Origin of the sequence: Celeribacter ethanolicus (assembly GCF_001550095.1) — a bacterium.
Lineage (GTDB): Bacteria > Pseudomonadota > Alphaproteobacteria > Rhodobacterales > Rhodobacteraceae > Celeribacter > Celeribacter ethanolicus.
The window spans coordinates 128,866-141,733 of record NZ_LRUC01000018.1 but is presented as its reverse complement, the minus strand read 5'-3'; the positions used below and the strand labels follow the sequence as shown (position 1 = coordinate 141,733).

Annotated in this window: 9 protein-coding genes; 7 read left to right on the top strand and 2 right to left on the bottom strand. The window is 60.8% G+C overall.

Annotated features, from left to right (window positions below; all coding sequences use genetic code 11):
- Positions 1–219: 219 nt before the first annotated feature.
- On the bottom strand, positions 220–1,734 hold the full coding sequence (locus NH195_RS08555; protein WP_066705570.1) for an MDR family MFS transporter: 1,515 nt from the start codon (positions 1,732–1,734) through the stop codon (positions 220–222).
- A gap of 138 nt (positions 1,735–1,872) precedes the next feature.
- On the opposite strand from NH195_RS08555, the gene NH195_RS08550 reads away from it, so the two are divergent.
- From NH195_RS08550 to NH195_RS08540, 3 genes are all read left to right on the top strand, one after another.
- A complete protein-coding gene (locus NH195_RS08550; protein ID WP_238379731.1) occupies positions 1,873–2,481 on the top strand; it encodes a MarR family winged helix-turn-helix transcriptional regulator in 609 nt (202 codons plus the stop codon).
- Between the two features lie 45 nt (positions 2,482–2,526).
- Positions 2,527–5,136: an ATP-dependent helicase gene (locus NH195_RS08545; RefSeq protein WP_066705568.1), complete on the top strand. Its 2,610-nt coding sequence runs from the start codon at positions 2,527–2,529 to the stop codon at positions 5,134–5,136.
- A gap of 86 nt (positions 5,137–5,222) precedes the next feature.
- Positions 5,223–6,380 (top strand): Hint domain-containing protein, encoded by a 1,158-nt coding sequence (locus tag NH195_RS08540; protein ID WP_066705566.1) that lies wholly within the window; start codon positions 5,223–5,225, stop codon positions 6,378–6,380.
- A gap of 437 nt (positions 6,381–6,817) precedes the next feature.
- Here the strand turns inward: NH195_RS08540 and NH195_RS08535 are convergent, their stop codons facing one another.
- Complete coding sequence (locus tag NH195_RS08535; protein ID WP_066705564.1) at positions 6,818–7,033, bottom strand: DUF1127 domain-containing protein; 216 nt, start codon at positions 7,031–7,033, stop codon at positions 6,818–6,820.
- Positions 7,034–7,387: 354 nt separating this feature from the next.
- Between NH195_RS08535 and NH195_RS08530 the strand changes: the two genes are divergently transcribed.
- The 4 genes from NH195_RS08530 (at position 7,388) to rsmH (ending at position 12,864) form a co-directional block, all read left to right on the top strand.
- The gene (locus NH195_RS08530) at positions 7,388–8,491 is read left to right on the top strand and encodes an Mrp/NBP35 family ATP-binding protein (protein ID WP_066705562.1); all 1,104 of its coding nucleotides are present in this window, start codon (positions 7,388–7,390) and stop codon (positions 8,489–8,491) included.
- A gap of 242 nt (positions 8,492–8,733) precedes the next feature.
- Positions 8,734–10,713 carry a TonB-dependent receptor domain-containing protein gene (locus NH195_RS08525; RefSeq protein ID WP_066705561.1) on the top strand — a complete coding sequence of 660 codons (1,980 nt, stop codon included), beginning with the start codon at positions 8,734–8,736 and terminating at the stop codon, positions 10,711–10,713.
- 665 nt (positions 10,714–11,378) lie between these two features.
- Positions 11,379–11,870: a division/cell wall cluster transcriptional repressor MraZ gene (mraZ, locus tag NH195_RS08520; RefSeq protein ID WP_066705560.1), complete on the top strand. Its 492-nt coding sequence runs from the start codon at positions 11,379–11,381 to the stop codon at positions 11,868–11,870.
- A 1-nt stretch (position 11,871) separates the two neighbouring features.
- Positions 11,872–12,864 carry a 16S rRNA (cytosine(1402)-N(4))-methyltransferase RsmH gene (gene rsmH, locus NH195_RS08515; RefSeq protein ID WP_066705558.1) on the top strand — a complete coding sequence of 331 codons (993 nt, stop codon included), beginning with the start codon at positions 11,872–11,874 and terminating at the stop codon, positions 12,862–12,864.
- Positions 12,865–12,868: the final 4 nt, after the last annotated feature.

The following is a 12,868-nucleotide window of genomic DNA, read 5'->3' as shown; positions in this document are numbered from 1 at the left end:
TTCTGCGGCGCAGTAAATCCCCATAGCGTGATGCAAATGACGCAGGCAGAATATTTGCGACACCTTGCGGCGATTTTTGCTGTGCTGGTGGTCCCATATACCTTTCTTTGCAATTTTTGCAGAAAGAAATCGGGGATTAGCAAAGGGGGGTGCGTTCTGAAACGCGTTTTTGCAAATCCCACGTTTCGTGGATTCGGGCGGTCAGTGCGGTGCCCGATCTTACGCTTCGCGGGATCTGAGAGGGATTTCCTTCATCAGCAGTGCCAGCGCGAGGCCGCACAGCGCCAGGCCTGCCGCGATCCAGTACACCGGATGCAGTGCGCCTGAAATCGTGTCGCCGATGAGCTGGCGGGTGGTCGCCGGGAGTTGCGCAAGCACCTGCGGCCCGAGTTCGGTGACGTTCGAGAGTCCTTCGATATGCGCCTCCCCCATCATCCGTGCCATGCGGCTTGCAAACAGGGCACCGAACAGCGCCACGGCGATGGATGCGCCGACCTGACGAAACATCAGCCCCGCAGCGGTGGCAGTGCCGATCTGTTGTCGCGGCACGGCGTTCTGCACGGCGGTGGTGGTCACCGGGAAGATGCAGCCCATGCCCATGCCAAGCCCGGCGAGCGACAGCCAGAGCGACCAGGAGGCCATCTCCGGCGACAGCCGCGTGAGCGACAGAAGCGAGAGGGTCGCGAAGCTCAGTCCGATCACCGGCAGGATGCGGTAGCGCCCGGTGCGGCTCATGTATTGGCCGGAGACGGTGGAGGCGGCGAGGATGCCGAAGGTCATCGGGATGAGTTGCAGGCCGGATTGGGTGGCGCTCGCCCCCTTGGCCATTTGCAGGAAGACCGGGATGAAGGTCAGCGCCCCGAACATCAGCGCGCCGGAGACAAAGGAAATCGCGGAGGCGATGGAAAAGACATTCATCTTGAACAGCCCGATTGGCAGGATCGGCTCGGAGGCCTTGCGCTCGATCGCCACGAAACTCACGGTTGCCGCCCCGAAAAGGCCCATGAGGCCGAGGCCGATGGGGGAGGTCAGGGCGAATTCCTTGCCGCCCAGGGCCGTGAGAAGCACGAGGGAGGAGAGCGACAGGGTCAGCGCCAGCGCGCCGGCATAGTCGATCTTGTGGGCGACGCGCTCGGGATGCGCCTTGAAGCCAAAGATGAACCCCGCCAGTGCCAGCGCGCCGAAAGGCAGGTTGATGAAGAAGATCCAGTGCCAGGACAGCGCATCGACGAACCATCCGCCCAGCAGCGGCCCGGCGACGGAGGACACGCCGAAGACGCCTGCGAAAACGCCCTGCACCTTGCCGCGCTCCTTGGGCGGGATCACGTCGCCGATGATCGACAGCGCCAGAACGAACAGCCCGCCGCCGCCGAGGCCCTGAAGTGCGCGGGCGGCGATGAGAAAGCCCATGGAGTCCGACAGGCCGCATAAGACGGAGCCGGAAAGAAACAGAGAGACCGAGAAGATCACGACGTTCCGCCGCCCGTAGAGGTCGCCGAGCTTGCCATACAAGGGCGCGACCACGGTTGAGGCGAGAATATAGGCTGTGACCACCCACGACAGGTGCTCAAGCCCGCCGAGATCGGCGACGATGGTGGGAAGGGCGGTCGAGACGATGGTCTGGTCGAGTGAGGCCAGCAAGAGAAGCACCGCGACGGAGGCGATGACAAGCGCGACCGAACTGTGCTCCGGCGCGCGCCTCGCTTCTTCGGGCAGGCTTTGCGTATGCGGCATGGAAACTCCTTTGGCCCGTGCGGGCCCGTGCTTGACGTGTCGTTCGGGAGGTAGCGCTCACATCAATATGTGTCAATAGCACATAAATGTGTCTATCATGAATTTGACATTCACACATGGTTGTGCGACGGACATGTCATGAGCATGGATGATACCTCTTCTCTCGACGCCCGACAGGCCTCTCCCGATCCGCGTATTCGCGCGGGCGTGCCCGACTACCTTGAGGGCGAAGGCTTTTCCGACGTGGCCATCGAAGCGCTTCTGTCGCTCGATCTGGCGATGTTCCAGTGGCGGCGCATGGCGGAAAAGGGCGAGTTCAAGGGCCGCGTCCTCGATGGCATGAACGAAAAGCTCGAACCCGCGATTCTGCAGGGGCTTTTGTCCATTGCCCAGATCACCGCCGGTCTTGGGCGCGATGTAGCGGAGGCGCCGACCATCGGCATGGTGGCGGAGGTCATGGCCGTCGATCCGTCACGCGCGTCGCGCATCGTTTCCGAACTCGTTTCGCGCGGCTATGTCACCCGCCAGGCGGTGCAGGAAGATGCGCGCAAATCCGTTCTGGTGATCACCCCGAAGGCACGGACCTTCCTGCGGGCCTTCACCCTGTCGAAGTGGCGGTTGTTCGCAAAAGCCTTTCAGGCCTGGTCGGGGGAGGAGATCGAGAGTTTTTCCACCCTCTTCGGACGCTATGTCTCCGGTCTGCTCTCTGCCGTGTCCGATCCGGCAGGCGATGATGAGAACAATTGAAGAACGCACTTTTCCTCGCCTGCGACCTTCTGTAATCTCACTGCCATGAGCAGTTTCGATGAAGACGACGCCTTCGAGGCGGCGGTGCAGCCCCAACGTCCCTCCCTGTCCCAACTCGCGATGCAAGGCGCGCGCGAGGCCGCCTTTGGTGCGCGAAAGGGGACGGTGTATCTTGATGATTTAAACCCTGCACAACGTGAAGCCGTTGAGGCACTCGAAGGTCCTGTGCTTATCCTTGCCGGGGCGGGTACAGGTAAGACGAAAACGCTCATGGCGCGTGTTGCGCATCTGATTACCACAGACAGCGCGCGTGCAAATGAAATCCTCGCCGTGACTTTCACAAACAAAGCGGCGAAAGAGATGCAGGATCGGCTAAGGAAAACGCCGTTTGACATCGAAGAACCAGTTCGCTGGATGGGAACATTTCACTCGATTAGCGCCAAGCTTTTGCGCCGTCACGCCGAGCTTGTCGGGCTCAAGTCGAACTTCACCATTCTGGACACGGATGACTCGATCCGATTGCTCAAACAGCTGATCTCAGCGGCGGGCATCGACGAGAAGCGCTGGCCTGCGCGCCAGCTCTCCGGCATGATCGACAATTGGAAGAATCGCGCCCTCACACCCTCTGCTGTGTCCGGTGAAGAAGGCAGTGAATTCAACGGCATGGGCGTCAAACTTTACGCACAGTATCAAGAGCGCCTGACCACGCTGAACGCCGTCGATTTCGGCGATCTTCTGTTGCATATGGTGATGATTTTCCAGAAACATCCGGACCTCTTGGAGCAATATCAGCGCTGGTTCAAATACATCCTTGTGGACGAGTATCAGGATACGAACGTCGCGCAATATCTTTGGCTCAGGCTCCTTGCGGGCGGGCATAAGAACATCTGTTGCGTCGGCGATGATGACCAGTCGATCTACGGCTGGCGCGGGGCCGAAGTGGGCAACATTCTGCGGTTCGAAAAGGATTTTCCCGGCGCTAAAGTCGTGCGCCTTGAGCAGAACTACCGCTCCACGCCACACATCCTCGCCGCCGCCTCTTCGGTGATTGCGGGCAACCGGGATCGTCTGGGCAAGGAGCTTTGGACCTCGGAGACCGAGGGCGAATTGGTGCGTCTCATCGGCCATTGGGATGGCGAGGAAGAGGCGCGTTGGGTCGGTGAAGAAATCGAGGCGCTGCATGGTGGCACGCGGAGCCGCCTTCGTAAATATTCCCTCGATGACATGGCCATTCTGGTCCGCGCCTCGCATCAGATGCGCGCTTTCGAGGATCGGTTCCTCTCCATCGGCCTGCCATATCGCGTGATCGGCGGGCCGCGGTTTTACGAGCGGATGGAGATCCGCGATGCCATGGCCTATTTCCGCATCGTCACCCAGGCTGAGGACGATCTGGCCTTCGAGCGCATCATCAACACGCCGAAACGCGGTGTGGGCGACAAGGCGCTGCAAGAGATCCAGATGTGCGCCCGCCGCCATGGCGTGCCGCTTTTGGAAGCGGCGGGGATTGCCGTGGAAGAGGGTCTTTTGAAGGGCAAGGCCAAGTCGGGTGTCGCGCAACTTGTGGCGGACATCGCGCGCTGGTCGTCGCTCAATGGCACGAGAATTCGCTATGTCGTTGACGGAGAAGACATTCAGGAAGAGGACGACATGCTGTTCGAAGATGAGCGCATGTCGGATGATGAAATGGATGTTTTCGAGGATATTGGTTACGAAGGCCATAAAATGAGGCGTGTCAATCGTTTGGACGATGACCCAGACGCGCTGGTGGAAGATGTCGCTTATGACCCCGCCGAGATCGGCCATATCGAATTGGCCGAGAAAATTCTCGATGAGAGCGGCTACACCACCATGTGGCAGAACGACAAAACACCTGAGGCGCCGGGGCGGCTCGAGAACCTCAAGGAACTCGTCAAAGCCTTGGAACAATTCGACAATCTGGCGGGCTTTCTCGAACACGTCGCGCTGATCATGGACAATGACAGCGGTGAAGACGGCGAGAAGGTCACGATCATGACGCTGCACGGCGCCAAGGGGCTTGAGTTCCCGGTCGTCTTCCTGCCCGGCTGGGAAGAGGGGCTGTTCCCGTCGCAGCGTTCGATGGATGAAAACGGCACCAAGGGTCTCGAGGAAGAGCGTCGTCTGGCCTATGTCGGCATCACCCGCGCCGAGGAGCTTTGCACCATTTCCTTCGCCGCCAACCGCCGGGTGTACGGCCAATGGCAATCGCAACTGGCCTCGCGCTTCATCGACGAACTGCCGCCCGAGCATGTCGATATCCTGACGCCGTCGGGCCTCTATGGCGGACAGCGCAGCCCGGCGGTCGCCTCTTACGAGACGGCCTCCTATGACAGCCAGCCATCCACCACGTTCGAACAGCGCGCCGCCAAGGCCGATGTCTATAATTCGCCGGGATGGAAGCGGATGCAAAGCCGTACGCAGCGGGCGGGTACGCCGCGCGCGCCCATGACCATCGACATGAAGGCCAGCGCCTCTTTCACCCTTGGGGATCGGGTGTTCCACAAGAAATTCGGCTATGGCGAGGTAATGGAGATCGAGGGCGAAAACCTCACGGTGGAATTCGATCATTCGGGCACGAAAAAGCTCAAGGCGGGATTCGTGATGCCCGCCGATCAGGCGGACGACGTGCCGTTCTGACGCGTGGGGCCGGGGCATTCTTCCGTGTTGATCGTGGGTTAACCCTTTTCATCTAATCTGGCGCCGGATCATCAGGATGAGGCGTCATGACCATCTTAATCGAGGCCATCGACAGTCAGTTCGCGGCATCGACCGGCTCGAATGTGAATTCGGGACCGGGCACGTCGCAATTCGACTATCCGCCGACTTCGACAAACTCTCTGACCATCGAATCGCAGGAGGGAGACGAAAGTCCCTATGTCTTCTCCCCCGGCGATACCTATACGTTGACCTTTTCCGGGCAGGGGGGCGATACGATCGAAAACGCCACGGTGGTGCGCTCCGATTATATCAACCTCAACGGGGATGAGGGCTATGCCGTGGTGTTCGAGGGGCTCGATAGCAACGGCGAGTTGGTCCAGATCGTCTGGACCCCGGAATTCGATCTCGAAACATGGTATTGGGGCAGTTTCAATGCCGGGCAATCGCCGGGTTTCTACAACACCGACCAATCGGCCACGACCACCTATCAGGCGGTCTGTTTCGAGGCGTCCATGCCGATCGAAACCCCGGAGGGGCCGCGCGCGGCGGGGGAGTTGCGTCCCGGCGACCGGGTCGTGACGCTCGATCATGGCGTTCAGCCGATTGCCTGGATCGCCGCGCGTCGGGTGCGGGGCTGGGGGCGTCATGCCCCGGTGGTCTTCGCCCCGGGCAGTCTCGGCAATGAGGCGCCTCTGGTGTTGAGCCAGCAACATCGCATCCTTCTCGATCTGCCGGAGGAGATGCAGGACGGGCGAGGGGCAGAGGTGCTGGTCCCGGCGGTGTCCTTCCTTGATGGCGATGCGATTCGCCTGTGTCCGCGCGATGCGATTTCCTATGTCCATCTGTTATGCGCCAATCACGAGTTGATTGCCTGCCGGGGGGTGGTCTGCGAAAGCCTGTACCTCGGCCAGATGGCGCGCGATGTGCTTGGTCCGGTGGCCCAGTATCTGCCGGGTGGGGTTGAGCAGGGCTCGGTGGAGAGCCTGCTCGATCTCTTCACGGGGAAAAGGGCACAGCATCCGGCGCGTCCCTTGCTGACGCCCAAGGAGGGCAGTGCGCTGATCCGACGGATTTCCGGTGCGCCGGAACGCAAGCCGGTGATGTTGCTCCGCCCGGGGCGCAAGCACGCCCGGCCATACCCGCTCGACCCGATGAAATACGCGGGCGCCCCCGGGCTGGTTGGCCTGCCGGCCTTCGAGCGGGTGATCGACCGCGCCGCCTGAGCCGGTGATTGCCTTGCGCGTTTCCCCAGCCGGAGGAGGCTGCTCAAAGTTTCTGATGTCTGATCGGTAAAAAGCAAGACACCCGCGCCCAGGGAGGAGGAGGGGCACGGGTGTCTCTTGGTATCGGGCCCCAAGGGAGGAGGAGAGGACCCGTATTCTGAAAAGAAATGCGGCGGTACCAGGGAGGAGGAAGGCACCGCCGCCTTCAGTCACGACCCCTCAGGGAGGAGGAGAGAGGGACCGATTTCTTGGGCTTTCGCCCGGTATAGGTGCGACGATGCAGGGAGGAGGAAGCATCGCCGCTCTGGTCATCAGGGCCAAGGGAGGAGGAGAGGCCCCGAATTCCGGTATCTGATGCGGCAGCCCCAGGGAGGAGGAGAGGAGCTGCCGCAGGTATCAGGGCCCAGGGAGGAGGAGAGGGCCGTGATGTCTATTCTTCAGTTGCCGTAAGCGGCTTCGTAGGCCACGGCCCGGATCGACGCGCGGGACAATCCGAGATCGGCGAGGTCGCGATCCTTCAGGTCCGACAGCTCAAGCACGGTCTCACGGTAGACCCGGTAGCGCGCAACGCGTTCCGCGATGGATTTGAACAGCCCACCGAAGAGGGTGGGGGACGCCGGAGCGGCACTGTCGATGTCGTTTGCGTAAGCCATAAGCTTTCAACCTTAGATGTGCGTGCGGGACCCCCCGCGACCTGCGCTGCCGTGTCTCGTCCTCGCTGGCGTTTTGCCAACGCCTCCTTTCGGGAGGCAAACCGCTTTGGAGCGATCAAGGGTGCAAGCCTCGGCTGCTTTCGTTGATTTCAATATCGGGGAATTGCTGCGAATGCACAATCCGCCCTGTCGGCAATGCCGCTATGCAGAAAATGCATGACCAATACTGACCTATTTTCACCTTTGGGGGCAGGTTTCGGACCGGGAGCGTCAAACCGCTGTGGAAAAGGGTCAGCAAAGGGCCTATTTCGGGGTAAAGGGTCAGACCATGAGACGTGGCGGAAAGGAAGACGTATGTCCGCAGATCAAGACAGGATTATGACGGCGCTCGCGGGGGTGAAGCTGCCGGATGGCACTTCGCTGGTTGAGCGTGACCTCATTCGGGCGCTTTCGGTGAAGGAGGGGGCGGTCAGTTTCGTGATCGAAGCGCCGGATGCGGCGACGGCGCAGGCTCTGGGTGGGGTCGAGGCCGTGGCGCGCGCCAGGCTCGAATCGCTGCCCGGCGTGACGAAGGTGTCCATCGTGACCACGGCACATGGGCCTGCCGCCAAGCCTGGGCCTGCCGCCAAGCCTGCCGCGCCCGCGGGTGAGCCGCCGAGCCTCAAGATCGGACGCCATCCGACCCCGCAGCAGGGCAAGCAAGGCGTGCCGGGAGTCAAACACATCATCGCCATCGCCTCGGGCAAGGGCGGCGTGGGCAAATCCACAGTCTCCGCCAACCTCGCCGTGGCGCTGGCGCGTCAGGGGCGCAAGGTCGGGTTGCTCGACGCCGACATCTACGGCCCGTCGCAGCCGCGCATGATGGGGATCAATAAACGCCCGGCCTCCCCAGACGGTCAAACCATCGAGCCGCTGCACGCTCATGGCGTCACGCTGATGTCGATCGGATTCATGATACCCGACGGGGAAGCGGTGGTCTGGCGCGGGCCGATGCTCATGGGGGCGATGCAGCAGATGCTCGGGCAGGTGGCTTGGGGTGAGCTGGACGTTTTGTTGATCGACATGCCGCCGGGCACCGGCGATGTGCAGTTGACGCTGGGCCAGAAAACCGAACTCACCGGCGCGCTGGTGGTTTCGACGCCGCAGGACGTGGCGCTGATCGACGCGCGGCGCGGGATTTCGATGTTCGAAAAGCTGAAAGTGCCGGTTTTGGGGTTGATTGAGAATATGTCCACCTATGTCTGTCCGAACTGTGGCCATGAAGAGCATATCTTCGGCCATGGCGGGGTGGCGGCGGAGGCGGCGAAGCTCGACGTGCCGCTTCTGGCCGAGTTGCCGCTGGCGCTCGAAGCGCGGCTTGCGGGCGACTCCGGCGTGCCGGTCGCGGCGACCGACAGCCCGCTGGCCGAGCCCTATATGAAGCTTGCCGAGCGTCTGGTTCAGGTCGGGCTGGCCTGACGGCTGCGGCTTTCGCGCCACAGATCGACATCGAACCCGCACGGGAAACCGTGCGGGTTTTCTTCTGTCTTGCGTCATACCTTACAGTTTTTATGTGTTTTTATGGGGCGAAGCGGTCGATTTCGGTTGAGGTTATGAAAATTCAATATCTATCAATATGATAAATTCCCGACAAAAATACTTGTGAATCAATCTCTGGTCCCGTAGCTCCTCAAATATCGCACAACAAGAGGGGATATCTCATGACTATGGCGCGTTTTGTGGCGCTGTGCGGCGTGTCTTACGCCGCGTTTGCATCTGCTGGTTTTGCTCAGGATGCATTTGAACTGGATATGATCACCGTGTCTCTCGTCGATGAGGGGCAGGAAAACGTCGAAGCCACCGGGGGAGCGTTGATTTCCGAAGAGGAACTCGAAGCCCTGCAGCCACAAAACGTTTCTGAACTTTTCGCCCGCGAATCCGCTGTGACGGTCTCGGGCGGCGCGGGCCCGTCGAAGCGGATCCACGTGTTCGGCATGGAACAATCCAATCTGGCCGTGACGGTCGACGGGGTCCCGCAAGGGGGCACAAGCTGGCACCACACCGGCTCCAACGTCGTCGATCCGGCTTTCCTGAAATCCGTCGAGGTCGAGGCGGGCGCCGCCGCCGCCGACGCGGGCGTTGCCGCGGCCGCGGGTGCGGTGCGCTATGAGACCGTTTCGGCCTTCGATCTGCTGGCCGAGGGCGAGGTCGCGGGCGGGCGCGTGAACCTGACCTATGGCGACAACGGGCAGGGGCTTTCCGGCTCGCTGGCGAGCTTCGGCGTCTATGGTGCGGTCGACTGGATGGTGATGATCCACGCGCAGGACGGCGACAATTACAAGGCCGGGAATGGTGAGGAAATGCCGGGCACCGAACCGGCGGCCAAGGGCATTCTGTCGAAATTCGGCTATGAATTCGGCACCTCGCGGCTCGAACTCGCCTATGAGCGCTCCGAGGATGATGCCGATCGCGTGATCAAGATGAACATGGATCTCAACCATGACGACACGGTCTATCCGCTCGACGTGACGCGTGACACGATCAGTCTGAAATACACGTCCACCGCGCCCACGGACCTGTGGGACCCGGAGGTTATGATCTATGCCACGCAGAACGATTACTGGCGTCCGAACTATGTCGTCGGTGGGCGCAATGGCGACATGGTCCTCGATGACGATGCCATCGGCGGGGTGGTGAAGAACACCTTCACCCTCGATGCCGGCACGATCACCGCCGGACTCGATTTCGCGCAGACCGACTACAGCATCGACAATTACGGCGATGTCGCCAACACGCCGCGTCTCCAGAAGCTGACCACCAAGCAGATCGGTGCCTTCGCGCAGGGGCGGTTCGCCTTCGCCAGCGGCATCGACCTTTCGACCGGGCTTCGGGCCGATTATCATCGTCTCGAGGATATGGATGGCCAGACCTTCAACGACACGGGGCTGAGCGCCAATGCGACCGTATCTTATGAGATCGTCCCCGGTCTCGAGGTCTTCGCGGGTGGGTCGCGCACCTGGCTGGGCTATGACATCGGCGAATTCGGATTGATGCATGCCCGGGATTACGACTTCGACGCCGATTACAAGGCTGGCTCTGCGACCAACTTCAAGCTCGGTTTCAATGGAAGTCTTGGCGACTTTTCCGGCGGGATCACCTATTTCGATACGAAGATCAAGGATTTGGCGAATTACGATTCGAGCAATGACGAGGTCAACAACTCGGGTGAGGTGCGTTCCAAGGGGGTGACGCTGAACGGCCAGTACAACTGGGGTTCCGGGCGGCTCGGTGCGAGCTATACCAAGGCGGACGTGACCGAGGACGGCGATTTCGTTATCCCGGATGGCGGTACGGTGATGCCGGTGAGCGATGTGGCGACGCTTTACGTCGATCAGGAACTGCCTGCGGCGAATATGACGCTCGGCGCGACCGTGGAGTGGGCCGGTAAGCTCGATGACGATCTGATGGAAAGCGCGGGTTATGAGGCGCATGCCTCCTACACGGTGGTCAATGCCTATGCCGAGTGGCAGCCGCCGCAGATCGAAGGGGCTAAGGTTCGGCTCGGGGTCGATAACCTCTTCGATGAAACCTATTACGAGCGTTCGAGTTATGTCTATCGCGAGATCAGCGCCACCCGGACGGTCTACCCGGCCTATGCCTCGGGGCGCACGGTGAGTCTGTCCTTGACGCTGGATTTCTGATCCCGGAGCGATGTGACGACGGAAAGGGGCCTTCGGGCCCCTTTTTTGTGTTTCGGGATTTCATGGTACAGGTCAGGGGTGAGTGGTGGGACTTCATGGAACTTCCGGGAAATCATGGTCGCAATCTTCAATGCGAATCACAATCCTGTGGATAACTCGGTGGATTTGTGGAGAACCCTGTGAATTCTGTGGATTTATCGAAACTTCCTTGGGAAAACTCATGGGAAAATGCGACCACTAAATGTGGTTAAATTTAGGCTTTGTTTGCCTATATGTGCTCTCAATTTCGTGAGGGGCGTTTCTATACCTAGATTCGCCCTGTCCTGGAAAGCAAGATTTGGGGGCTGTGGAGAAAATATCCGTTGATTACCATGAATTCCCGTGGCATCTTGGCTTTACGCGATGAGACGGGAATGAGCGGCGCATCCAAGACCGCGAATAAAGACCCATAAGTCAGGTTCATACAGGCACCCAGCCTCATCGGAACAAAGAGATCCGGCGCGCGAGCGAGCAGACATCCCCCCAGGTGGCGCGCGCAGTCCGGACAGCCCGAAATATCGGGACGAGGGCGGCGGATTGAGCGGTGGCAGCAGCTCATTCCGCCGTTTCGCTTAAAAGGCCTCATGACGGGGCAGGGACAGTAAAGGAGCCGCCACTTGGTTGGCATGTTCATCGGCGAACACACCTTTAAGGTGGACGGAAAGGGACGCGTGTCGATCCCCGCCGATTTTCGTCGCGAACTCGAGCTTGGCGATCCTCTGGCTGCGGAAACCGGCCGTCCCCGCATGGTCATCGTCTATGGCCACGACAAACAAAAACAACTGATCGTGCATACTTACGAGGGCTATCGGGCGCTGGCCTCCGACATCGCGCGCCTGCCGCGCGGCTCGGAAAAGCGCAAGATCATGGAGCGCATGATTCTCAACCGTGCCCGCCCGACCGAGGTGGACAACGATGGCCGTCTGGTGTTGCCGCAGCCGCTGCGTGACAAGATCGCGCTCGACGGCGTGGCCTATTTCGCCGGCATGGGCGAAACCTTCGAGATCTGGAAGCCGGAGACCCACGAGGCGGTCGATGCGATGATCTCCGAGAAATGGTTGGAAGAGCAGGGCGAGGATTTCGATCCGCTGAGCCTTCTGGACGATCTGGAGGGCTGAGATGGCCTCGGATGAGAAAAAGCCCCACATTCCGGTCCTGCTGAACCCGTTGCTGCGCGAATGCGCACCCATTTCGGGCCGTTGGCTCGATGGCACCTTCGGCGCAGGCGGCTATACCAAGGGCCTGATCGCAGAGGGCGCCGATCACGTCACCGGCGTCGATCGCGATCCGCTGGCGCATGAGATGGCCGCGACTTGGATCAACGAGCCGCCTTATGCCGGTAAAATCGACCTCGTTCTGGGGACCTTCGGCGAGATGGACCAATATGCTTCGGGTCTCGACGGCGTGGTGCTCGATCTCGGGGTGTCTTCGATGCAGCTCGACCTGCCGGAGCGCGGTTTTTCCTTCATGAAAGACGGGCCTCTGGATATGCGCATGTCGCAGGACGGGCCGACGGCGGCCGATTTCGTCAATACAGCGGACGAGGCGGAGATCGCCGAGGTGCTGTTTCACTACGGCGAGGAAAAACAGTCGCGCAAAATCGCCCGCGCCATCGTAAAGGACCGCGTCGAAAAAGAACCGTTCACTACGACGCTGCAACTCGCGAACCTGATCGAACGGCTGCTGCCGCGCAAGAAACCGGGGCAAAGCCATCCGGCGACCCGGAGTTTTCAGGCCATTCGCATCGCGGTGAACGACGAATTCGGTCAGCTCATCGAGGGGTTGGAAGCCGCCGAGCGCGCGCTTAAACCCGGCGGGCAACTGGCCGTCGTGAGCTTTCATTCGCTCGAGGACCGGGTGGTCAAGCGCTTCTTTCAGGAAAGGGCCTCGACGGGTGGTGGCGGCTCGCGCTATGCTCCTGAACAAGAGGTGAAAACACCCGGTTTCGAGCAGCTCTCCAAAGCCATCGGTCCCGATGCGGACGAGCTAGACATAAACCCGCGTGCGCGCTCGGCGCGGCTGCGGGTCGGTCGGCGTACCACGGCCCCGGCAGTGCCGGTGGACCGTGCGGCAATGGGCCTGCCGAAACCTGTTTTGAGGTCGGTCTCGTGAGGCA